Below are 23,792 nucleotides of genomic sequence, written 5' to 3' on the forward strand. Positions count from 1 at the left end.
GCATGCGCTCAGGTCAGGCAGCGGCAAAGCGGTCATTATCGGCAATTGGCGCTCAGTTTCAAAGCCGTATTGCGTTACAGGATGAGCAAATTGCCCTCGTAATGCTTGTCTTTACGCGAGCGTTTGAGGGTCAATATCAATTGACCAACGGACTTTGCGTGCTTCTCGATTGGCTTCTAACCACTGCACTAGCCAGTTAGCAGCCGTGTGGCGCTGGCTACGTTTGTCCGCTGCCAGCATGATGTGGACATGATAACGGTTTTGACGGCGCTCCATGGGCGCTGGAACAGGGCCTAAACAGCGCACTGGTAGTTTTACTATTGTTAACCATTGGTGAAGTGCTTGAGCGGCTTGTTGACCCAAAGCAATCGCCGCTTCTTCATGGGGGCTTTCAATGCGTAGCAATGCCATAAAGCAAAAAGGTGGCAGTCCGGCGAGTCGACGTTCTTCCAGCAGGCTGCGTGCGAGTGCGCCATAACCGTGCTCAGCAAGTTGGCCTAGATGTGGGTCATCCGGATGCAGCGTTTGCACCAGTACTCGCCCCGGGTGAGCGGCGCGCCCTGCGCGACCAGCAACTTGTTCCAATAGCTGCGCACTGTGCTCCAAAGCACGAAAGTCGGCAGCGTAGAGTCCTCCGTCTGCATTGACGACAACAACTAGCGTGACATGGGGAAGGTGATGACCTTTCGCCAGCATCTGGGTGCCGACGAGCAAGCAAGGCTCGCCTCGTTGAATCTCTTTGAGTATCTGCTCAAAACTCTCTTTTTTGCGCGTACTGTCGCGGTCAATGCGATGCACGGTAACGTTTGGGAACAAACCTTGCAGCGTTTCTTCGGTTCGCTCAGTGCCGCTGCCCAAAGCGCGTAGGTCGCCGCTTCCGCATTCGGGGCAGGCATCTGGCAGTGCTCGCCGGCTATCGCAATGGTGGCAGGCCAGCAGTGGGGGTTGGCGGTGAAGTGTCATGCGCGAATCGCACTGCCCACACTCGGCTATCCAGCCGCAACTATGGCAAGCAAGCGTGGGTGCGAACCCTCGTCGGTTAATAAATACCAGCGCCTGCTTACCTGACGTTAAGGTGCTTTTAATGGCGCTGATGGCATTAGGCAGAAGCCCGCCCTGACGCCGTTGGTGACGCAGATCAATCAACTCCAGCTTGGCCGGCGGGTGTCGGCTAGGGCGCTGGGTGAGCCGCAGGTGGCGATATGTGCCGGAAAGCGCTTGCTGCAAACTCTCAAAGGAAGGTGTCGCGCTACCCAGCAGCAAGGGAATGTTGTGGTAGTGCGCTCTTGCAACGGCTAAATCCCGGGCATGGTAGCGTAGCCCGTCGTGCTGTTTGTAGGAACTATCATGCTCTTCATCGACGATAATGGCCCCGGGGTTTTTAAGCGGCGTGAAAATAGCGGATCGGGTGCCGATAATGACGAGCGCGCGTCCATTGGCAGCAGCTTCCCATACGTCCAGACGCTCCAGATCAGTAAGTCCCGAGTGCAGTGCTACGACAGGCACCCTGAAGCGGCTTTTGAAGCGCGCCAGGGTTTGAGGAGTGAGACCTATTTCAGGCACCAGTACCAGCGACTGCTTGCCTTTAGCAGCGAGAGCTTCAATTAGCTGAAGGTAAATTTCGGTTTTACCGCTTCCGGTCACGCCTTCTAACAGGCAGGGGTGGTAACTTTCGAGTTTTTCATGCAATACGGCAAGTGCCGAGGCCTGCTCTCTATTCAGAGGAAGTGAAGGCGATGCCAACAAGCCGCCGCTAGCAGGCTGCGCTGCGGTTAGTGCGGTTTCCTGAGCACGGGCATAGCCCTTTTTTTGCAAGGCTAGAAGCTGCTCGCGGGTAAAACCATGCGCAGTGACTGCTCGGCCCGCCAGCCCATGTGGGTGCTGGCGCAGCAGTGCATATAGCTCGGCCTGCTTTGGAGCTCGCTGAAGTATCAGGTCATCGCCAGGTGACAGTGGTAGCCACAGGGTTTGCGTTCGTCCCCCCATTGGGTGGCCCTGGCGCAGCCGAGCGGGCATAGCCAGTTGCATAGTGTCGCCTAAACTATGCTGATAATAGCGGGCAGCGAAATGGCATAGCCACTGCCAGTCATTGGGCAGAGGGGCGTCGTCGAGCACTTCGCTGATAGCGCGCAGCTTGTCGTGAGGCAGTTCGCTGCCATTGGCGAGTTCTGCCACCACGCCGACCACTTCCCTGCGACCGAAGGGGACGCGCACTCGAAGACCTACCTGCCAACCGCAAGCGGGTGGTTGACGTGTTGGCAAATAGTCAAACAAACGCCGCAGCGGTGATGGCAGGGCTATTGTTAACACTTGAAAACGTGCTGAGGTCGTGCCCTGAGGGCGCGCCTGGTTAGAAACAGAGTCGGGCAATTGGCCTCCGGCGTTTAGTTTGCTAGAATGCGCGGCCGCTCTGAATCTATAGGATGGAGCGGTTAACCGGTTAGCAGTTTTTTCAACCCGTATGCGGTGCTTGGCAACGGATCAAGTGGCGGCATACAGCTCATGAGGCTCAAGATGAAACAAGGTATCCACCCAAATTACAACACGGTCACCGCTAGCTGTTCTTGCGGTGCAAACTTCCAGGTTGGTTCTACCTCTGGTCATGACTTTTCTCTGGATGTGTGCTCCAACTGCCACCCGTTTTACACTGGTAAGCAGAAGCAAGCGACCACTGGTGGCCGTGTAGAACGCTTTAACAAGCGTTTCGGCGCTGCTGTTAAGCGCGGCTAATCCTAACGGATTTTTGCCATTGCAAACATTCAATGTGTTTTGCATAAATAAAACCTACGCTACGGCGTGGGTTTTTTACTTTCAGTAATATGCTTTTTCCTTTTTCTCTTTTTCGCTCCCTTTCTGGTTAGCCTATTGAAGAATCTAGCCTGTTGAAGAATCGGCTTTTTTCTTTCTTTAAATGGAATTTATTTCCACAAAATGCCGCGCTGCATCAATAAGCAAACCTTTATGGCTAGTGCGTTTAGGCATAAGTTTCAGCAAATAGTGTTGAAAAGTTTCGAACATGACGCAAACTGAGTTAAAACGACTGTTTTTTTGCAAAGTTTACTACGTGCTTGAGGCGCATAGGTTTTTTCTATATTCTGGTGTGACTTTTTTACGTTAGGCTGATTGGACTCTGACCATGATGGATGCAAATAAGCAAGCGGCTTTGGATTATCACGCTAAACCGATTCCCGGTAAGCTATCTGTGGAGTTAACCAAACCCACGGTTACCGCGCGAGATCTGGCGCTGGCGTATAGCCCTGGCGTTGCTGAGCCGGTTCGCGAAATCGCTCGTGAGGCGGAAAATGCCTATCGCTACACTGGTAAAGGGAATCTGGTCGCCGTCATTTCTGATGGAACTGCTATTTTAGGCCTGGGTAACCTTGGCCCGTTGGCCAGCAAGCCGGTCATGGAAGGTAAGGGTGTACTCTTTAAGTGCTTTGCGGGCATTAACTCAGTCGATATTGAAGTGGATGCTGAAAGTCCTCAGGCGTTTATCGACACAGTGGCGCGTATTGCGGATACTTGGGGAGGGATTAATCTAGAAGATATCAAAGCGCCCGAATGTTTTAAAATTGAAAAAGCCTTGATTGATCGCTGCAGTATCCCGGTATTTCACGATGATCAGCATGGAACGGCCATTGTGACTGCTGCTGGTATGCTCAATGCGCTGGATATTGCGGATAAGCGTATTGAAGATGTGAAGATTGTTTGTATGGGCGCAGGCGCTGCAGCCATTGCCTGCATGCGTTTGCTGGTGTCTTGTGGTGCGAGTAAAGAGAACTTGGTGATGCTTGACCGTCGTGGTGTTATTCACACTGATCGCGATGGTATTAATGAATATAAAGCTGAATTTGCTCGCAACACCAACATGCGCACACTCGACGATGCCATCGACGGTGCTGACGTGTTTATTGGTCTTTCTGGCCCAGGGCTTCTTTCTGCCGAGCAAGTTAAGAAAATGGCTCGAGACCCAGTCATTTTCGCCTGCACTAACCCCGACCCAGAAATTCATCCAGCGGTGGCCCGTGAAGCACGACCTGATGTGATTATGGCGACAGGCCGTTCGGATTACCCCAATCAGGTCAATAACGTGTTGGGTTTCCCGTTTATTTTTCGGGGTGCTTTGGATGTTCGGGCGACTCGCATCAATGAAACCATGAAGCTGGCAGCTGTTCATGCCCTTAAGGATCTAGCCCGAGAGCCGGTTCCCCAAGAGGTGTTAGACGCCTACGAGCGTACTGAAATGAGCTTTGGGCGCGAATACATCATTCCTACGCCTGTAGATATTCGCTTGCTTGATCGTGTTTCCTCTGCGGTGGCTCAGGCAGCAGTCGACTCCGGCGTGGCGCGTAAGCCTTACCCAGCACACTATCCACTCAAAACCATTAATGATGTTTACGGCGCGTAAATTGTTACGCGCACGTTGATGCACTCTCCAGCGCCCGCCTATAGCGGGCGTTGGCGCGTTTGCGTATCGGTTTTGTTGATGCGATTTAGCATTATTGTGGATATCGTACTAATCCCTCTTGAGCGGTAGAGGCTATCAAACGCCCGTCGCGGCGGTAGATATGACCTCGGGCTAAACCACGGGCACCGCCTGCCCAGGGCGAGTCGATCACGTAAAGTAACCAATCATCCAGGCGAGTATCTTCGTGTAGCCAAAGGGAATGATCCAGGCTAGCAATGCGCAGCTTGGGGTCGGTGTACCTGATGCCGTGGGGAACCAGCCCGGTCGTTAGCAGGTTGAAGTCTGACGCGTAGGAAAGCAGGTGGCGATGCAGTGCAGGATCGTCGGGCAGCGTTCCGCCAGCTAAGCGAAACCAAAGACACTGACCTGCAGGCGATGCGTTGTCAGGATTGCCCTTTAAATGCAGAAACTCGATAGGATGGCCTGGGAAGCGGGTATGCTTCACATCACCCCTTTCGATGATAGCCTCTGGCGTGGCTACGCTAGGCATCGTGCGTTGGTGGCTAATGCCCTCTTCCTCGCTTTGAAACGATGCACTACAGAAGAAAATAGGCCGCCCTTTTTGTATGGCGGTAACGCGGCGAGTGGTAAAGCTGCCGCCGTCGCGAATAGTGTCTACTTGGTAGACCACGGGGCGGTGGGGGTCGCCTGGTCGCAGAAAGTAGCCATGCTGTGAATGTGGTCGGCGATCATCAGGCACGGTGCGGGCTGCAGCTGCTAGTGCTTGTCCTAATACTTGACCGCCGTAGAGCTGGGGAAAGCCTAGATCTTGGCTTTGACCACGAAACAGCGTCTCTTCAAGTGTTTCCAGCTCAAGTAAGCTTACCAGTGTCTTCAGCGCATCGTTCATTCTCGGTATCCTTAGTGCTGTCTGTTTTGCCGCTAGTGATTGCCAGGGTGTTTAGGCGGCTATGGCACAATTAAAACGATCGTTTTGCTACCTTAGCGGAGTTTGCCTTGATACGCAGCGATGAATTTTACATGCACCGAGCGCTTGACCAAGCACACCTTGCCTCTGCGGAAGGCGAGGTACCGGTGGGGGCGGTTGTGGTGGATGCCCTGGGAACCATTATAGGCGTCGGGCGCAACTCACCGGTAGCGAGTTGCGATCCCAGTGGTCATGCGGAAATTCGTGCGCTGCGAGAAGCGGGGCAACAGCTGGGTAACTATCGCTTAGAAGGCTGCACGCTGTTTGTGACGCTTGAGCCATGCATGATGTGCACTGGTGCCATGGTCCATGCCCGTTTAACGCGGTTAGTGTACGGTGCGCCAGAGCCACGCACGGGGATGGTCGAATCAAAAGCCAATTTGCTTGCTCAGCCATGGTTCAATCACCAGGTGGCTGTGACCAGTGGTGTGTTGGCAGTGCCAGCAAAAAAATTGTTGAAACAGTTTTTTGCCACGAAGCGTTAATCTGCTGCCCCTTCAAAAGGTAACGGCCTTCGTGTTCGCAACCGTTGATTATTCCACTGGCGGAATAATATCAAAGAGTAAAAGAGGCTCATCGCTAATCTGCGTTTTTTCTAACTGAAAAAATTGCTGTCGACTGCGCTCAACGTACTCAATCATCTCGTAGTAGCGACGAATGTTGCGTACATAAATGACCGGTTCGCCGCCGCGTGCATAACCATGGCGTGTTTGGCTGTGCCATTCCCGTTGTTGAAGTAGTGGAAGCGCTGTGCGGATATCCTGCCAACTGTCTGGGTTGTCGCCGCGCATTTCGGTAATCTTACGAGCATCGTATAAGTGGCCAAGCCCCACGTTGTAAGCGGCCATTGCCATGTAGAGCCGATCATTGCCGGTAATGCTTTCTGGCAGACGATCTTTAATGCTTCGCAGGTAGCGTGCTCCGCCATCAATACTTTGGGCCGGATTCGTGCGGTCAGCGATGCCCATCTCGGCGGCGGTTGGATTAGTGAGCATCATCAAGCCACGCACCCCGGTTGGGGATACCGCATCAGGGTCCCAATGAGACTCTTGGTAACCGACGGCGGCCAGCAATTTCCAGTCAAACCCCGTGTCTCGAGCGGCCTTTTTGAAAAGTTCGGTATAGGTTGGCAGGCGCTCATCTAAATGGGCTAAAAACGTACGCGTTCCTACGTACTCCAAATAATCATCATGGCCAAAATAGCGGCTAACAAGCTGTTCCAGCGTGCCATTTCCCTGTAATTCTTGAAGAAACTGGTTGGCGGCTTCCAACAGCCCAAGCCCGCGCCCGCTGGGTACCGCCCAGGTTAAAGACAATGGTTCTCCTAACAAGAAGCCGCGCTCGACGTTAGGAAAAAAAAGTCGGTTGAGACGAAACTGGTGATCAAAAATGATTGCTGCATCCAGCGTACCGTCTTCTACCCGCGCCAGCAGTTCTGCTACTTCAAGCTCATGGGACTCTTTCCAGCTCAAACTTGGGTAGTCGCGCTGAAGGGCGAGAAGTGATTGGCTGGTACCCGCTTCGCTAAGCGTGCCTAATTCTAGGCCAACTAAATTTTTCGGCTCGTTAATGCCGTTCAAGCCGCGCCGATAAACCACCAGTGGCTGCATCTGAATAATTGAACGGGTGTAATGAATGCCGGGCGAATCGGGCTGCAGGGGCAGTGCTGCTGCCCCTAGGTCACCTTGCTGTCGCACCGCAGGTAGCACGCTTTCAGGGTGGTGGCTTGCATTGAGATTTAAGCTAACACCCAGGTAATCAGCAAAGCGATGCATCAGTTCATATTCAAACCCTGTGGGGCCCTGGCGACCTTCATAGTAGGTAGTTGGCGTGTTGCGTGTATGAATGGTAATGAAATCTTTCGCAGTGATTTGAGCCAAGTGCTCCCCGTGCGGTACCGGAGTGACACGCGGAACTAACGCTAAGAAAAGCGTAGCAATTACTGCGAAATAGACGCGAGAACGCCTCATGAAGTGTCGGTAAATCAACGTCAGCATGGTGTCTTGTTAAGGTGAAACAGTCTGTAACGATACCCAGCCTGAGTGAAGCTGTCACCTTGTTGATTTCGTGTGGCCGCCGCTTTCCAGTATCATAGCCCTAATCAGTGTCATTAAAGAGGGCCGTATTGCGGCCTGTTGATTTTCTGCACGAACTCTTCCTGCTTTAGAGGCTCCCAGATATGCTCGAACTGCGAGGCGCACCCGCCCTTTCTGCCTTCCGCCATGAACGGCTGTTAACGGTGTTGCGTGAACGTGTTCCTGAGGTGAAGGCGTTGTCCGCCCATTACGTCCACTTCATTGACCACCACGAGACGCTGGATGACGCTGCCCAGGAACGTTTGGCCAAGCTGCTTGATTATGGTAGCCACGCAAGCCAAGACATCCCTGAAAACGCCCAGCGCTTCCTAGTTGTGCCACGTTTGGGTACCCAGTCGCCATGGTCTTCTAAAGCAACGGATATTGCTCATAACTGCGGTCTGCACCACATTGATCGTATAGAGCGTGGTGTTGATTACCGAGTCGCGCTGAGCGGCGAACCTAGTGACGAGCATTTAGAGGCGATTAGCGCTCTACTTCACGACCGCATGACGGAAAACGTGTTGGCTGACGTTGCTGACGCGGTTGCGTTATTCGCTCATCAAGCACCTGCTCCGCTGGGCAGCGTCGATATACTGGAAGGCGGCCGTGAAGCGTTGGCGACGGCTAACCGCGAGTTAGGGCTGGCGCTTGCCGACGATGAAATCGATTATCTGGTTGCAGCGTTTATTGAGCTTGGCCGCAACCCTAGTGATGTAGAGCTGATGATGTTTGCCCAGGCAAACTCTGAGCACTGCCGCCACAAAATCTTCAACGCGGACTGGGTGATTGATGGCGAAGCCCAGAGCCATTCGCTGTTCAAGATGATTAAGAACACCTTTGCAACCTCGCCAGATAATGTGCTCTCGGCATACAGCGACAACGCGGCGGTTATTAAGGGAAGCCATGGGGGGCGCTTCTTCCCCACGCCGCTGATTGGTGCTGAGGGCGAGCGGGCTAGCTACGATGCCCATCAAGAGCCAATCCACATCTTGATGAAGGTGGAGACCCATAATCACCCCACAGCGATTGCGCCTTTTCCAGGCGCGGCGACTGGTTCTGGCGGCGAAATACGTGATGAAGGGGCGACCGGTATCGGCGGCAAGCCGAAGGCGGGGCTGTCAGGCTTTACCGTTTCCAATCTGCGTATCCCAGAGTTCGTTCAGCCCTGGGAAGCCTTTGATTATGGCAAGCCCGAGCGGATGCAGTCAGCGCTGCAAATTATGCTGGATGGCCCCATCGGTGGCGCAGCGTTTAACAATGAATTTGGCCGCCCTAACCTGACCGGCTACTTCCGTACCTACGAGCAGGATACGTTGAGCGACGATGGCATCGAACGTCGCGGTTTCCACAAGCCGATTATGCTGGCCGGTGGTTATGGCAACATTCGCGCTCATCATGTGCAGAAAGGTGAGATTCCTGTTGGCGGCAAGCTAATTGTGATGGGCGGCCCGGCCATGCTGATAGGTTTGGGCGGTGGTGCTGCATCGAGCATGGCGTCAGGTGAGTCTAGCGCAGACTTGGATTTTGCCTCGGTACAGCGGGAAAACCCGGAAATTGAACGTCGTGCCCAAGAAGTCATCGACCGCTGCTGGGCGTTGGGCGATAAAAACCCGATTCGCTTTATTCACGACGTCGGCGCAGGCGGGCTTTCCAATGCCCTACCGGAGTTGGTCAAAGATGGTAACCGCGGTGGACTATTCAATCTGCGTGCGGTGCCTAACGCTGAGCCGGGTATGAGCCCGCTGGAAATTTGGTGTAACGAAGCTCAAGAGCGCTATGTGCTGGCCGTTGCCCCTGACGACCTGGACACCTTCGACGCCTTGTGCAAGCGCGAGCGCTGCCCCTATGCGGTGGTAGGCGAGGCGATGGAGCATCATCACCTGGAAGTTCGTGACGGCTATTTTGATACCAAGCCGGTCGATCTCCCGATGAGCGTGCTGTTTGGCAAGCCGCCTAAAATGACGCGTTCGTTTGAGCGTCAAACGCCTGAACTGTCAGGCGTCATGCTCGACAACCTAGATCTGCGTGAAGCGATGGATAGGGTGTTGCGCCTGCCAGCCGTGGCATCGAAGAGCTTTTTGATTACCATTGGCGACCGCTCAATTACCGGCCAAGTCGCCCGTGATCAGATGGTTGGCCCTTGGCAAGTGCCGGTAGCCGATGTTGCCGTGACCACCGCTAGCTTCGACACCCACGCAGGTGAGGCCATGGCCATGGGCGAGCGCCCGCCGGTGGCGCTTATTAACCCCGCTGCCAGCGCCCGGCTTGCCGTTGCCGAAGCGATTACCAACTTAGCCGCTGCGCCAATTGCTAAGCTGTCGGATGTTAAGCTGTCAGCCAACTGGATGAGTGCCGCCGACCATCCTGGTGAAAACCAAGCGCTCTATGACGCTGTACACGCGGTAGGTATGGAGCTGTGTCCGGCACTGGGCATTGCTATTCCGGTGGGTAAGGACTCCATGTCCATGCGCACCGCGTGGCAAGAAGGCGACGAGGCTGACGAAAAGAGCATTACGTCACCGCTTTCGCTGGTAGTGACAGGGTTTGCGCCGGTGACCGATGCACTGGCAACGCTGACGCCACAAATCAATCTAGAGCAGGATGAATCAGACCTGATTCTGATCGATCTGGGTAATGGCCAGAACCGTTTGGGTGGCTCTGCGCTGGCGCAAGTCTATGGTCAAGTCGGTAACGAGTGTCCCGACGTCGATGACCCAGAAGACTTGAAAGCGTTTTTCGAGGTCATTCAGGGGCTAAATCGCGATGGAAAACTGCTGGCCTACCATGACCGTAGCGATGGTGGCCTGCTGGTCACGCTGTTAGAAATGGCCTTTGCTGCTCATGCGGGGCTTGAAATTAAGCTGGATTGGCTGATTGATGAACCGGTGGAAGCCTTCAACGCGCTATTCTCCGAAGAGTTGGGCGCGGTGATTCAGGTAAGTCGTGAACACACGGAAGAAGTGCTCACCCAGTTTGCTGTTGCGGGTATCGAAACGTGCGGTGTCATTGCGCGCCCTCGTTACGATGATCAAGTACGCGTGACGCTGTTTGAAGAGCCGTTGCTCGAAACAACCCGCCAATTGACGCAGCGTACCTGGGCTGAGACCAGCTACCGTATGCAGGCACTGCGTGATAATCCTGAGTGCGCCAAGAACGAGTTCGATAACTTGCTCGATATTCGCGATCCTGGTCTGAGTGCCACACCTAGTTTTAATATCAATGAGGATGTCAGCGCGCCGTTTATCAATACTGCCAAGCCCGCGATTGCCGTGCTGCGCGAACAAGGCGTCAATGGCCAGGTCGAAATGGGCTGGGCGTTTCACAAAGCAGGCTTCGACGCTGTGGATGTACACATGAGTGACATCCTGGAAGGGCGTGTTTCCCTTGATGAGTTCAAAGGCTTAGTAGCCTGCGGTGGCTTCTCTTACGGTGACGTGCTGGGAGCCGGTGGCGGTTGGGCGAAATCAGTGCTTTTCAATGAGCGTGCCCGTGAGCAGTTTGCCAGCTTCTTTGCCCGTGATGACAGTTTCTCGCTGGGCGTGTGTAACGGTTGTCAGATGCTCTCGCAGCTAAAGACGCTGATTCCTGGTGCTGAAAATTGGCCTGCATTTGAGCGTAATGAATCCGAGCAGTTTGAAGCACGCGTGGCGATGGTACGGGTAGAGAAAAGCCCGTCGATTCTGCTGGCCGGGATGGAAGGCTCTAAGCTGCCGATTGCTGTGGCCCACGGCGAAGGACGTGCTGAGTTCCGCGATACCGCGCATTTGCGCAGCATGCAGTCCAGCAGCCAAATAGCGCTGCGCTATATCGATAACTATGGCCAAGTAACGACCCGTTACCCTGCCAACCCCAACGGCTCGCCGTCAGGGATTACTGGTTTAACGACGCCAGACGGTCGCGTGACCATCATGATGCCCCACCCTGAGCGGGTGTCACGTGCGGTCACCAATTCCTGGCGCCCGGCCGAATGGACTGAGGATGGCGCTTGGTTGCGCCTGTTCCGCAATGCGCGGGTGTGGCTGGGTTAACGCCTTCATAACACAGGTGATCAATGACCCATTGTGAAAAGGCGGCCTCTGGGCCGCCTTTCTTGGCTAACGCTACCGTGCCAACGCTGCGCCCCTACCAGCGGGAAGCGGTAAAGCGTGTGGTGGAGCACTTTCGTGGAACCAGTGCCCCTGCGGTAGTGGTATTGCCCACCGGGAGTGGCAAGTCACTGGTGATTGCCGAGCTTGCCAGGCTTGCCCGTGGTCGTGTACTGGTGCTGGCTCACGTGCGTGAGCTGGTGGAGCAAAATCATGCCAAGTACCAAGCCTACGGGCTCGAGGCCGATATTTTTAGCGCGGGACTCAAGCGTAAAGAAGCCAGCCGACAAGTGGTATTTGGCTCGGTGCAGTCGGTGGTGCGTGATCTTGAACGCTTCAGTGACGCCAGTTTTACGCTGCTGGTGATTGACGAGTGCCACCGAGTATCGCTGGAAAAAGAGGCCAGCTATCGCCAAGTGATCGAGCATCTTCAGCGTCACAATCCGCAGCTAAAAATTCTTGGCTTAACCGCTACGCCGTTCCGGTTAGGCCAGGGGTTTATTTACCATCGTCATCATCATGGCATGGTGCGCGGCGATGAAGAGAGCTTCTTTGCCGACTGCGTTTTCGAGCAGCCATTACGGTTGATGGTGAAACAGGGGTTTTTAGCAGAGCCAAAGCGGCTGGATATGGCCATTGAAGGCTACGACTTCTCCGCCTTAGCCCCTGCGTCTAGTGGGCTGTTTCGCGAAGAGGAGCTTAATCGCGTCGTCGCAGGGAACCGAGCCACGCCAGGCATCATTCAACAGGTGATTGCTTACGCCGACGTGCGTCAAGGCGTGATGATTTTTGCCGCAACGGTCGCGCATGCCGAAGAAATCATCAGTTACCTGCCTGCGGATCAGGCGGCTCTGATTACCGGTGCAACGGCCTCACAAGAGCGCACATCGCTCATTGACGCGTTCAAGGCCCGTGAGATTAAGTTCCTGGTTAATGTTGCCGTGCTAACCACAGGATTCGATGCGCCACATGTTGATTTGATCGCGATTCTGCGGCCCACTGAATCAGTGAGCCTTTATCAGCAGATTGTTGGTCGGGGGCTGCGTTTATCGCCGGATAAAACCAACTGTTTGGTGCTGGATTTTGCGGGCAACCCTTGGGACCTTTACGCGCCGGAAGTGGGTGAGCCAAAGCCGGACAGTGACAGCGAACCGGTGCAGGTCGAGTGCCCGGCCTGCGGCCATGCCAATCTATTTTGGGGTAAACGTGATGGCGAGCTGGTAATAGAGCATTTTGGCCGTCGTTGTCAGGGGCTGGTAGATCATCCCAACTCGCCTGTTGAGGCAGGAAAGGGCAGGCAGAGCAGTTATCAAAAGCAGTGTGATTTCCGCTTTCGCTTTAAGGTCTGCGAGTGTTGCGGTGCAGAAAATGATATTGCTGCCCGCCGATGCCACGGCTGCGAGCAACTGCTGGTGGATGCTGACGATAAGCTGAAAGATGCCCTTCAATTAAAGGATGCCAAGGTGCTGCGCGTCAGTGGTATGCAGTTAGAGGCAACCACCAACGGGCGGGGGCTGCCGCGCTTAAAAGTAACCTATTACGATGAAGATGGCGCGAGCTTGGCGGAATGGTTTGCGCTAGAAACGCCTGCTCAGCGGCGAGCATTTTATGCTGTTTTCTTACGCAATCACCTGCGTGCCCCAGGCACTAAGTGGCAGCCTGTCACGCCAAACGAAGTGGTTGAGGAGCAGCGTCGCCTGCGCTATCCAGATTTTGTCGTGGGCCGTAAAGCCGGGCGACACTGGCAGCTTCGCGACAAGCTGTTCGACTACCAAGGGCGCTACCGCAAGGCGGCGGAGGCTGGGTAACGATGATGCCTCAATAGATGATGCGCTGTTACACTGCCTAGCGTGGCCGTTCAATCAATCATGGCCATTTAATTAAACATGGACGTATAACCAATAAAGGAACACGCCCCGCGTGAGCGAGACGCCAAATGCCACCATTGATCATGACCCTGTCGAGCTAACTGCCGAACCGGTAGTGGAAGTGCTTGGCCGTCTGTTTGATGAGCCAATCATGCAGTTGCCGGAAGATCTCTACATACCGCCAGAGGCGCTACGGGTGTTTCTGGAAGCCTTCGAGGGGCCGCTTGATCTACTGCTCTACCTTATTCGTCGTCAGAACTTGGATATTTTGTCGATCAATGTCGCGACCATTACGCATCAGTACATTGAGTATGTAGAGTTGATGAAAGCCATGGAGATTGAGCTGGCCGGAGAATATTTGTTAATGGCGGCTATGCTGGCGGAAATTAAATCTCGCACATTACTGCCACGCCCACCGAAAGCTGAGGGCGAAGACGAAGAAGACCCCAGAGCCGAGTTGATTCGCCGCCTGCAAGAGTATGAGCGTTTAAAAGAAGCAGCCGAAACGTTAGACACGCTGCCTAGGGTAGGGCGTGACTGGTTTAGTGTGCAGGCGGGGCTGCCACCGTTGGAGGCGCGGGTGATTCATCCTGATGTGGGGTTAGACGAGCTGCTTGGGGCGCTATCGGATATTCTGAAACGTGCTGAGCTGGCGCAAGCCCACCAAATCAGCCGTGAGGTGCTTTCTACCCGCGAGCGAATGCTGGCAATTATGGAGCAGCTAAATCACCCTGGTGATCACCAGCGTTATACCCCGTTTGAAGCGTTGTTTACGCTGGAGGAAGGGCGTGCCGGGGTGGTCGTGACGTTTATGGCCATTTTAGAATTAGCCAAAGAAGCTATGATCGAAATTGTTCAGAATGCGCCACTGTCGCCCATTCATTTGCGTGCGCGGCGTGCAGCACTCACGGATGGAGAAGAGAGCGCATTTGAAGAGGCTGATTCAGACGATGACGCCGCTGAGTCTGCGTTCGAAGAGCCAATAGTTGTGCCTGACGAGGAGTCGCTGTGAGAGACACCACGTTAGACGATATTATTGAAGCGGCATTGCTTGCTGCTGGCGAGCCGCTTTCCCTAGAGCGGCTTGAAACGCTGTTTTTAGAAGATGAGTGTCCGTCCAAAAAAGCACTGCGGGATACATTGTCCCGCCTTGTTCTGCGCCATGAAGAAGGCGCACTAGAGCTAGTAGAAACCGCGTCGGGCTTCCAGTTACGTATTCGGCCACGGCTCTCTCATTGGGTATCGCGCCTTTGGGATGAGCGGCCACAACGATACTCCCGGGCATTGCTGGAAACGCTGGCGCTGATTGCCTATCGTCAGCCGGTGACGCGGGGAGATATTGAGGACGTACGCGGTGTGAGTGTCAGTAGTTCTATTATGCGAACGTTAATGGAGCGGGGCTGGATCCGCGTGGTAGGTCATCGAGATGTGCCAGGGCGGCCAGCCGTTTACGCCACCACCCGTAGCTTTTTAGATGATTTTGGCCTGAAAACCCTGGATGCGTTGCCGCCGATGCATGCATTGGTTAATGCCGATGACAGCGACACTGCTATTGAGCAAGACGTTAGCGATAGCGGGCTAGAAGAAACTACTAACAGTGTTCACCCAAAAAGCAGCCATAACCAAGATGAGACACAACCAGCACTGGACGAAACGCCCGAAACCGTGCAGGATGCGCCACCCCAAAGAGAAGAGCCCGTCACAGCTGAGATAGCTGATAAACACGCCGAGACGGCGTTAACCCAGCCGCTGAGTTTTGCCGATTTAGAGGCGCGCTTAGCGGCACGTGCGCAGCGCAACGACGATGATGCGCGCACGCAGACTAACGATGTGAGGTCGGACGACCATGAGTCAGAGTAATAACACCACGCCCCCTACCAGCGAAAAGCTGCAAAAAGTACTGGCCCGGGCAGGGCTGGGGTCACGCCGCGAAATGGAAACGGCTATTTCCGATGGCCGGGTAAAAGTTAATAGCCAGGTAGCCAAGTTAGGCGACCGGGTAGAAGCCCGCGACAAGGTAAGTTTCGATGATCGCCCTGTGTCGCTACGGCCTGAAGAGGAAGTGCCGCGCCGTGTCATTATGTACAACAAGCCGGAAGGTGAGTTGTGCACACGCAAAGACCCGGAAGGGCGTCGCACGGTGTTTGAACGCTTACCACGCCTGAAAGGTGAGCGCTGGATTGCCATTGGTCGTTTGGATATCAACACGAGTGGGTTGCTGTTATTCACCACAGACGGCGAGCTGGCTAACCGTCTAATGCACCCCTCGACCCAAGTGGAGCGTGAGTACGCGGTTCGAGTGATGGGTGAAGTCAAACGCGAGCACATTGTTGCTATGGTCGATGGCGTGATGCTAGAGGATGGCCCCGCGCGCTTTACTGACGTGCAGGAGTTTGGCGGTGAAGGCATTAATACCTGGTTCCACGTGGTGATTTTAGAAGGTCGCAACCGCGAAGTGCGCCGCCTGTGGGAATCCCAGGAGCTTACGGTTAGCCGGTTGAAGCGGGTGCGCTATGGGAATATCTTCCTGGATAAGCGCGCTAAAGCAGGCGAGTGGGTGGAGCTCTCCCAGGATGAGGTCGACGACTTGGCCACGCTGGCAAACTTGGAAGCCCGCAAGGTACCCGCATTAACACCCGATGAGAAAAACCGCTGGAGCCGCGATAAACACAAGCGTCGCCCGGTTCAAGCTATGCGCAAGCCTAAGCGTAATCAATAACAGTTAAAGGTAATTAATAAGAATGATTTTGACGGATGCCTATCGGTAGAAGGTAAAAAAGGCTTGCTATTGGCAAGCTCTATCCGTACTATATGCATCCGTTCGAGGGGGTCGTTAGCTCAGTTGGTAGAGCAGTTGACTTTTAATCAATTGGTCGTAGGTTCGAATCCTACACGACCCACCAATCGAACCAATTTTTAGCGCTATATAGTTACTAGCTGCGCAGTAAAAATTTGGGTCGTTAGCTCAGTTGGTAGAGCAGTTGACTTTTAATCAATTGGTCGTAGGTTCGAATCCTACACGACCCACCAAATTCAACGCCCCTGGTAGCTTGCTATCAGGGGCGTTTTGCTATTTGGTGATAAAGCGGCCTAACGCACACTTTATGCTTGCAGCGGGCAACGATTTAACACCACAATGGTCTTAGTTGTAGCTACCAATGATGTCACGGTAGCGCTGTCCGCGCTAATGGCGGGCAGAGCGATGAGTCACCGCGAGAGACGCAGCGACTTGTCGCATCGAGTGCGGCGTTTGCGGAGTGCACGCGCCGTTGCCGGTGTTTAACAGGGGGATTCCCTGTTCGTCACAGTGGTAGACACGATGACTATTATGACTACTAAAGCTGAGTTCGATGCTCCGCTCCCCAGCCCGTACTGCCCCACCCGTATTCCTGCGGAAGATGAGGCTCGGGTAGCCGAAATCAAGCAGTTGCTGAAAGCGCGCAATGCAGTGATTGTCGCCCATTACTACACCGATGATGCCATTCAACAACTGGCCGAAGAGACCGGTGGTTGTGTTGCTGACTCCCTGGAAATGGCGCGCTTTGGTGCGCGGCACGATGCGACGACGCTGGTTGTTGCTGGTGTGCGCTTCATGGGGGAAACAGCAAAAATTCTATCGCCAGAAAAGCGCGTACTAATGCCCACCCTGGAAGCTACCTGTTCGCTGGATATTGGCTGCCCTGCCGATGAGTTCGGCGCTTTCTGTGATGCGCATCCCGATCGGACCGTTGTCGTTTATGCCAATACCTCTGCTGCCGTGAAAGCGCGCGCTGATTGGGTTGTTACGTCTTCGATTGCGGTTGAGGTCGTTGAGCATCTACAAGCCAAGGGTGAAAAAATACTTTGGGCTCCAGATAAGCATTTAGGCGGCTACATCCAGAAAAAAACTGGCGCAGACATGCTGATGTGGGACGGTGCCTGTATCGTTCACGAAGAGTTCAAGGCAAAAGGCATTGAGGATCTCAAGCGTCTTTATCCTGAAGCCGCGGTGCTGGTACATCCCGAGTCTCCAAATGCAGTCGTTGCTCTGGCTGACGTGGCAGGCTCTACCTCTCAATTGATTAAAGCAGCGCAAACCTTACCCAATGACAAACTGATTGTTGCCACTGATCGCGGCATTTTCTTTAAAATGCAGCAGGCAGTGCCGAATAAAACGTTGTTCGAAGCGCCCACTGCGGGTAACGGCGCTACCTGTCGTAGCTGCGCGCACTGCCCGTGGATGGCGATGAACGCTTTGGATAATTTGGCGGGTGCGTTGCGTGACGGGAGTGGTGAAATCTTTGTAGATGACACGCTGCGTCTGCAGGCGTTAAAACCATTAGAGCGGATGTTGAATTTTAATGCCTAGTGCATACTCGCCATGACAGCTCGAAGGCGACAGCCCGGATGCGATAAGCATTCGGGCTGTGTTTTTAGCGGCGTCAAAACTTTTCTAGTGCCTCACGATATTCAATGAACGCTTCCCGGCGTTGCTCAATACGCGCCAGTGCCTGCTGATCGTTCTCTTGCTGTGCGGCATCTTTTGCGATGCTTAACTGGCGAATACCACGGTCAATTCTGCCTGTTAGTTGTAAGTGTTCTGCTCGCGCTAAGTGTCCCCAACCGTTATAACCACTGCGTCCTGCCGCTTCGGCAAGAAGATTGAAGCCCTGAGGGTTTTCAGGGTGCTGAGCAGTCATGTCGCGTAATAATTCGTAGGCGGCCTGCGGGTTGCGCTGGAGTTGGGCTTCGGCCAACACCAACTGAACAGGTAAGTAGTTAGGCATGATGCGCAGTAGACGCTGGCTACGCGTAATCGCCTCATCATAGCGTTGTGCTTCGAGCGCGACGGTGGCGGCAGAAGCTGGGAGCATGCCGTAGTCAGGTAGCTCGCGGGCTAGTTGATCGATGGTTTTCAGCGCGTTGTCTGTTTGGCCGTTTCGAGCGGCGATGAGCGCTGATAGATAGCGTTGTGCCTGTTCTTCGCTACTTTCTTGAGCAAGCCGTGATGCCGCTTGTTGCGGCGTGTTTTGATGGATACTTAAAAGTGCGCGAGCGCGCATCATGTCGTATAAAGTGTCGCTGGTATAAGTATCGGCAATGTTTAGCTGTGATGCGCGTGCTTGAGCATCGCTTAGGCGACTATCGCTCACGGGGTGAGTAAGTAAAAACTCTGGTGGCGTGCCGCCTTGGAGGCGTGCCATCCGCTGCATGGCGCCGAACATTCGCACCATCGCGTCTGGGTTGTAGCCAGCACTAGCCATTGCCTGCAAGCCAATTCGGTCGGCCTCTTGTTCAAAGCGTCGTGAATAAGACAATTGATCTTGAATTAGCGCCGCTTGAGAACCCATAGCCGCGGCCATGCCCGCTTCGCCGGCACCGCTAGCGGCAATCAGCATGCCTGCCAGCATGGCGGCCATTGCTGGCAGCTGCGTTTGCTCTGCGCGCGCACTGCCTCTAGCGTAGTGTCGTTGAGATAAGTGGCCCAGTTCATGGGCGATAACCGATACAAAAGCGCCTTCATCTTCAGCAAAGGCGAATAACCCTGAATTGATGCCTATAACGCCGCCGGGCACTGCGAAAGCATTGAGAGAGCCATTATCAACCATCACGGTAGTCGTACGAAGGCTGCCAATCTGGCTATGGGGAGCAAGGCGTGCAACGAGGCTGCTTAGGTAGTCATTTACGATAGGATCTTGCCACTGGGGTGCCTGGGCACGGAATTGACGAAGCCAAGCGCGACCCAACCGGTACTCCTCGTTACTGACAAAGGTTGAAGCGCCGCCAAGGCTAGGAAGCTGGTAATCGTCGAAACCAATGCTAGGAGAGCTAACGCTGGCGACACTCAGCATAAGCGCTAACGCGAAGGTCCGGCGAGAAAGTGCGAGTCGAAGGTGCGGCATGGCATCCTCATTGATGATCCTGAGTTCAAGTAATATATGCAGCAAACAGCGATGTGACATTGATTCAGGCAGGGAAGTGCCGTTAAATCAATTTGGCAGCGTTCATTTTAAAGAAATAGTTTATGTAACAATGCCGTATTCAAGTCAGTATTTTGAGGGAGAGGGTATGTCTGAGCACACAGAGTCCAGATCGAACGATAGCATTAAGCCCGATACAGTGCTGGATGCTACCGGGTTGCACTGCCCGCTGCCATTATTAAAAGCCAAACAGGCATTGGCTGGACTAGCCCCTGGCCAGTTGCTTGAAGTTAGGGCAACCGATGCTGGTTCGTGGCGAGATATGGCGTCATTCACAGAGCTTAGTGATCATGTGTTAGAGGCACGCGAGCAGCATGGTGATGTGTACTATTTTTGGATACGTAAAGCAGGGATGTCTCACTCATGACCATGCGCACTATTCTGAAAAGTTGGATTGATCGCTACTTTTCAGACGAAGAAGCGTTAATTCTTCTCTTGGTATTAGTAGGCGGTTTTGCGGCCATTATTTGGTTTGGCAGGATGTTGGCGCCGTTCTTCACCGCGCTTGTGATAGCCTTTTTGCTGCAGGGCGTAGTGAGTGCCTTTACCCGACGAGGTGTGCCTCATTTACTGGCAGTCATCGTCGTGTTTGTGGGATTTGTTAGTGTTTTGCTGACCTTAGCTTTTATTTTGATGCCACTGATATGGAATCAGCTCGTCGGGCTTGTTCAGGAAACCCCGCGGATGTTTGCTAGCGGCCAAGGGTGGTTAGACGAGCTTCAGGCCCGTTATCCAAATTTAATAACCCCCGATCAAATGCAAAGCTGGATAGGCGTTGCCAGCCGCGAAATTAGCCAGCTAGGGCAGCGTGCATTAACACTGTCATTGGCATCGCTTGGCAACATTATGTCGTTGATCATTTATCTGGTGTTAGTGCCGATATTAGTGTTCTTCATGCTAAAGGATCGTCAGTCGTTGGTAGGGTTTACGCTGTCGTTGCTGCCGCAAAAGCGAACCCTGCTAACCCGTATCTGGCGTGAAATGGATCGTCAGATTGCCAATTACATCCGCGGTAAATCGATAGAAATTATTATTGTTGGCACGGTCGCTTTTTTTACCTTCGCTTTCTTTGGTTTGCCGTATACCGCCTTATTAGCTGTCCTTGTTGGTTTTTCTGTTTTGGTGCCCTACATTGGCGCGGCAGTGGTCACTATTCCCGTGGCAGCCGTGGCAGGGTTTCATTTTGGAATCAGCGATCAGTTTGCTTATGTGGTTGTCGCTTATGGGGTTATTCAAGCGCTTGACGGAAACGTGCTTGCACCGGTTTTGTTTTCAGAAACGAACAATATCCATCCGGTCTCCGTTATTGTTGCGGTGCTGTTTTTTGGCGGTATATGGGGGTTCTGGGGCGTTTTCTTTGCAATACCCCTGGCCACACTGCTCAAAGCGTTGGTTTATGCGTGGCCAAGAGGAATTGCAGAGAGAGATGGAGGAAAAAAGCTTCCAGCGGTTGAGCGGGAACTGCAATAGCCGCGCTAACAATCATAGTGCATTAAGTTTTTGAATATAGTTGATAAAATATAGTTGATAAATAACGCGCCCGGCATTATTGGCGCTTCGTGATAAAGCGCTTTGCGATAAAGCGCTTCTTAGGTGCGTTATGAAATAGTTCAGCTAGTTGGCATGAAGCGCTTCTGCTGCAGTTAATACTTCATCAGCGTGCCCAGGTACTTTAACGCCGCGCCATTCTTGTGCGAGCTTACCTTCGCTATCGATTAGGAAGGTGCTGCGTTCAATGCCAATATGCTCTTTACCGTACATTTTTTTGAGTTTGATAACGTCAAAAATCTGGCACACGGTTTCGTCTTTATCGGAGATAAGCTCGAAACTAAAATCTTGCTTTGCTTTGAAGTTCTCTTGAGCACGGATGCCGTCTCTAGAAACGCCAATAATGACGGTGTTTGCCGCATCGAAACGTGGCTTTCGGTCTCTAAAGTCGCCGCCTTCGGTAGTGCAGCCCGGTGTGCTGGCCTTAGGGTAAAAATAGATAACCACCTGCTGGCCGCGGAGTTCAGACAGTGTCACCGTCGTATCACCAGTGGCTGGGGCGGAAAAATCAGGTACTGATTGGTTGAGTTTTACTGACATGAGTAGCGCCTTTAATGAGGTGGTTTACTTAGTTGATTACACGCAAGTAACGCTATTATGTCAAAGCGAATAAACGCCTGGCATCTTAGTGGGTGAGAAAACTCTCAGCGCTTTACGCTGTACAGGTTCGAGCCGCCTGAGTACCATTTGCCTTCTGTAGGATTCCTCGGGACGAAAACACGGTGCTCAAGGCATAAATGGGCAGTAGGTGAAATCGCCTCGATGTGCCCCGTTCTTATGGAAAGAGCGCTTATGAAAAGAGCGCTTATGGTTAAAGCTTCTCGATTTTCAATGCTTGATTTTCAATGAACATCGTCAGTAGCTTACTTTTATAATTTGCAGGTGAGGAAAAAACGGATGATCACAGGCAGCATTGTCGCCCTGGCGACGCCGATGAAGATCAATGGCGACATCGACTGGGAGGCGCTTCGTCGTCTGGTGAACTTCCACCTCGATAATGGCACTGACGCCATCGTCGCAGCGGGCACCACGGGCGAACCGACTACCATGTCATTTGCTGAGCACTTTGATGTGATTCGCAGCGTCGTAGAAGAGGTGAATGGCCGTATTCCGGTGATCGCCGGCACTGGAGCAAACGCCACATCAGAGGCGGTTGAGTTAGCACGTTACGCCAGCGAAGTCGGCGCAGATTACTGCCTATCGGTTTGCCCTTACTACAACAAGCCGACTCAGGAAGGTCTTTATCAGCATTTCAAGGCAGTGGCTGAAGGCAGCAAATTGCCGGTAATTCTTTATAACGTTCCCGGCCGCACCTGCTCTGACCTGTATAATGAAACGGTAGTGCGTCTGGCCGAGGTAAAGAATATTATCGGTTTGAAAGATGCTACCGGGAACCTTGAGCGCGCTGAGGATCTAATTACCCGCTTGAAGGGCAGCGATTTTATGCTCTACTCCGGAGACGATGCCACCGCCTGTGACTTTATGTTGATGGGAGGCCATGGCGATATCTCTGTTACTGCGAACGTAGCACCAAAAGTGATGCATGAATTATGTGCTGCAGCTGTGGCTGGTGACTCTGACACGGCTCACCAAATTAATACGCGTTTGATGCCGCTTCATACCAACCTAGGTATCGAAGCCAACCCAATCCCGGTTAAGTGGGCACTGCATCGCATGGGGTATATGGACGCGGGGATTCGTCTGCCATTGACTTGGCTGTCGGAAAAGTACCACGCCACTGTTAGTGAAGCGCTGCAGTTGGCGGGCGTCGTAGAGGAGTAATTCGACGCAACCCCTTTGCTACTCGGCGTGCTTCGTTTATGCGCCGAGTACTCGATCTGTTGACTGTTAAGGTGGCTTGATGAGCTCTGTGCTTGAAAAACGTGCGCTTAAATGGATACCGCTGGCTCTCGCAACGGCTGTAGCACTTGCTGGGTGCGCACGCGATGGTTACTACCACGACCGCAATTTGGATTACACTGAAGCCGCCCCAGCGCCTCCCTTAGTACTTCCAGAAACCCGCAATACTCAGCGGTATCGAGATGCAATGCCTGTGCCTCAGGTGGCGGTGCAAGGTGGTCGTGTTGACGAGGCGGCCGAGATTGCTCCTCCTCAGACATTAACGATTGGGAGTGGTCTAGAACCTGAATTTGTAGAGCGTCGCCAGGTGGGTAATCAGACATGGCTGGTGGTGGCGGCAGACACAGGAGCTGTTTGGCCTCAGTTAGAATCGTTTGCGAATAGTCGCCAGTTAGGTGTGCAGCAAAGCGACGCGAATCAAGGCGTCATCGTGACCTCTCAAGCCACATTGTCGCTGCAAAGCGCGCTCAGAGCAGGCAGTAGCGAAGTGCGCTGTGAACAAGCAGGACAAAGCGTTGCTGGGTGCCTTGATGCCTTAGAACAGTATTTAGGCGCACGTAGCGCCACTGCTAGCGCTTCCTCTTGGACGGCCCAGCGACTTTCCCAAGATCAGGCGCTTCAAATGCGACAGCAGGGCGACGACTGGGAAGTTGTGATTCCTCAATCCATTGATCGAGTATGGGCAGAGTTAGATCATTATCTTGAGCTCGACTTTAGTGTCGAAGGCCAGCGAGATCTATTAGCCACTTCTGCTGAAAGCTATGAATTCCTGGTTGAGTACATGACGCAGACTGAGCGAGGCCGTAATCCACTGCAAATCGTCTTTAGTCCTGATGTGCGCCGTATGTCGCAGCAAATTCGTCTTGCCCTTCAGCCAAACGGTGATCAAACTATTTTGCGTGCGATTAATGCCAGTGAGCGTCGTTTAAATGCTGACGATCAGCGAGAGCTGCTTGAGCGTGTCTCCGGCTATCTGCGTTAATTTTCGATTTTAAAA

Annotated in this window: 18 protein-coding genes and 2 tRNA genes; 15 read left to right on the forward strand and 5 right to left on the reverse strand. The window is 53.4% G+C overall.

Annotated elements, in window-relative coordinates; all coding sequences use genetic code 11:
- Positions 1 to 111 precede the first annotated feature (111 nt).
- Positions 112 to 2,370, reverse strand: coding sequence for a primosomal protein N' (locus ELY33_RS00415; protein ID WP_244208532.1), 2,259 nt, complete (start codon positions 2,368 to 2,370; stop codon positions 112 to 114).
- A gap of 144 nt (positions 2,371 to 2,514) precedes the next feature.
- Between ELY33_RS00415 and rpmE the strand changes: the two genes are divergently transcribed.
- Together rpmE and ELY33_RS00425 are read left to right on the forward strand one after the other, a co-directional pair.
- Positions 2,515 to 2,730, forward strand: coding sequence for a 50S ribosomal protein L31 (gene rpmE, locus ELY33_RS00420; protein ID WP_126942326.1), 216 nt, complete (start codon positions 2,515 to 2,517; stop codon positions 2,728 to 2,730).
- A gap of 406 nt (positions 2,731 to 3,136) precedes the next feature.
- Entirely contained in the window at positions 3,137 to 4,408 is a 1,272-nt protein-coding gene (locus ELY33_RS00425) for a malic enzyme-like NAD(P)-binding protein (protein ID WP_126942329.1), read from the forward strand.
- A 91-nt stretch (positions 4,409 to 4,499) separates the two neighbouring features.
- On the opposite strand, the gene ELY33_RS00430 is transcribed toward ELY33_RS00425, so the two are convergent.
- On the reverse strand, positions 4,500 to 5,318 hold the full coding sequence (locus tag ELY33_RS00430) for an acyl-CoA thioesterase (RefSeq protein WP_126942331.1): 819 nt from the start codon (positions 5,316 to 5,318) through the stop codon (positions 4,500 to 4,502).
- 110 nt (positions 5,319 to 5,428) lie between these two features.
- On the opposite strand from ELY33_RS00430, the gene tadA reads away from it, so the two are divergent.
- Entirely contained in the window at positions 5,429 to 5,881 is a 453-nt protein-coding gene (gene tadA, locus ELY33_RS00435; RefSeq protein ID WP_208644178.1) for a tRNA adenosine(34) deaminase TadA, read from the forward strand.
- A 48-nt stretch (positions 5,882 to 5,929) separates the two neighbouring features.
- Here tadA and mltF read toward each other — a convergent pair whose 3' ends face one another.
- A complete protein-coding gene (mltF, locus tag ELY33_RS00440; RefSeq protein ID WP_126942337.1) occupies positions 5,930 to 7,393 on the reverse strand; it encodes a membrane-bound lytic murein transglycosylase MltF in 1,464 nt (487 codons plus the stop codon).
- Positions 7,394 to 7,575: 182 nt separating this feature from the next.
- Here mltF and purL point away from each other — a divergent pair, with 182 nt between their 5' ends.
- The 8 genes from purL (at position 7,576) to nadA (ending at position 17,775) form a co-directional block, all read left to right on the forward strand.
- Positions 7,576 to 11,502, forward strand: coding sequence for a phosphoribosylformylglycinamidine synthase (purL, locus tag ELY33_RS00445; protein ID WP_126942340.1), 3,927 nt, complete (start codon positions 7,576 to 7,578; stop codon positions 11,500 to 11,502).
- Between the two features lie 23 nt (positions 11,503 to 11,525).
- Positions 11,526 to 13,367 (forward strand): DNA repair helicase RadD, encoded by a 1,842-nt coding sequence (radD, locus tag ELY33_RS00450; protein WP_244208533.1) that lies wholly within the window; start codon positions 11,526 to 11,528, stop codon positions 13,365 to 13,367.
- A gap of 112 nt (positions 13,368 to 13,479) precedes the next feature.
- A complete protein-coding gene (locus tag ELY33_RS00455; protein ID WP_126942343.1) occupies positions 13,480 to 14,439 on the forward strand; it encodes a segregation and condensation protein A in 960 nt (319 codons plus the stop codon).
- The gene (gene scpB, locus ELY33_RS00460) at positions 14,436 to 15,287 is read left to right on the forward strand and encodes an SMC-Scp complex subunit ScpB (protein ID WP_126942346.1); all 852 of its coding nucleotides are present in this window, start codon (positions 14,436 to 14,438) and stop codon (positions 15,285 to 15,287) included. The genes ELY33_RS00455 and scpB overlap by 4 nt, the downstream gene beginning before the upstream one ends.
- The gene (gene rluB, locus ELY33_RS00465; RefSeq protein ID WP_126942349.1) at positions 15,274 to 16,146 is read left to right on the forward strand and encodes a 23S rRNA pseudouridine(2605) synthase RluB; all 873 of its coding nucleotides are present in this window, start codon (positions 15,274 to 15,276) and stop codon (positions 16,144 to 16,146) included. The genes scpB and rluB overlap by 14 nt, the downstream gene beginning before the upstream one ends.
- Before the next feature lie 108 nt (positions 16,147 to 16,254).
- Positions 16,255 to 16,330: transfer RNA gene (locus ELY33_RS00470), tRNA-Lys, on the forward strand.
- A 51-nt stretch (positions 16,331 to 16,381) separates the two neighbouring features.
- Positions 16,382 to 16,457: transfer RNA gene (locus ELY33_RS00475), tRNA-Lys, on the forward strand.
- 289 nt (positions 16,458 to 16,746) lie between these two features.
- Positions 16,747 to 17,775, forward strand: a complete 1,029-nt coding sequence (gene nadA, locus ELY33_RS00480) for a quinolinate synthase NadA (protein ID WP_126942352.1) — start codon at positions 16,747 to 16,749, stop codon at positions 17,773 to 17,775.
- Between the two features lie 73 nt (positions 17,776 to 17,848).
- Here nadA and ELY33_RS00485 read toward each other — a convergent pair whose 3' ends face one another.
- A complete protein-coding gene (locus tag ELY33_RS00485; protein WP_126942355.1) occupies positions 17,849 to 19,309 on the reverse strand; it encodes a M48 family metalloprotease in 1,461 nt (486 codons plus the stop codon).
- A gap of 166 nt (positions 19,310 to 19,475) precedes the next feature.
- On the opposite strand from ELY33_RS00485, the gene ELY33_RS00490 reads away from it, so the two are divergent.
- The gene (locus tag ELY33_RS00490) at positions 19,476 to 19,754 is read left to right on the forward strand and encodes a sulfurtransferase TusA family protein (RefSeq protein ID WP_126942358.1); all 279 of its coding nucleotides are present in this window, start codon (positions 19,476 to 19,478) and stop codon (positions 19,752 to 19,754) included.
- A complete protein-coding gene (locus tag ELY33_RS00495; protein WP_126942361.1) occupies positions 19,751 to 20,857 on the forward strand; it encodes an AI-2E family transporter in 1,107 nt (368 codons plus the stop codon). Before ELY33_RS00490 ends, ELY33_RS00495 begins: the two co-directional genes overlap by 4 nt.
- A gap of 144 nt (positions 20,858 to 21,001) precedes the next feature.
- Here ELY33_RS00495 and ELY33_RS00500 read toward each other — a convergent pair whose 3' ends face one another.
- Positions 21,002 to 21,475, reverse strand: a complete 474-nt coding sequence (locus ELY33_RS00500) for a peroxiredoxin (protein WP_126942364.1) — start codon at positions 21,473 to 21,475, stop codon at positions 21,002 to 21,004.
- 357 nt (positions 21,476 to 21,832) lie between these two features.
- Between ELY33_RS00500 and dapA the strand changes: the two genes are divergently transcribed.
- Positions 21,833 to 22,717: a 4-hydroxy-tetrahydrodipicolinate synthase gene (gene dapA / locus ELY33_RS00505; RefSeq protein WP_126942367.1), complete on the forward strand. Its 885-nt coding sequence runs from the start codon at positions 21,833 to 21,835 to the stop codon at positions 22,715 to 22,717.
- A gap of 79 nt (positions 22,718 to 22,796) precedes the next feature.
- A complete protein-coding gene (gene bamC, locus ELY33_RS00510; RefSeq protein WP_126942370.1) occupies positions 22,797 to 23,777 on the forward strand; it encodes an outer membrane protein assembly factor BamC in 981 nt (326 codons plus the stop codon).
- Positions 23,778 to 23,792: the final 15 nt, after the last annotated feature.

The organism is Vreelandella andesensis (genome assembly GCF_003989795.1).
Taxonomy (GTDB): domain Bacteria; phylum Pseudomonadota; class Gammaproteobacteria; order Pseudomonadales; family Halomonadaceae; genus Vreelandella; species Vreelandella andesensis.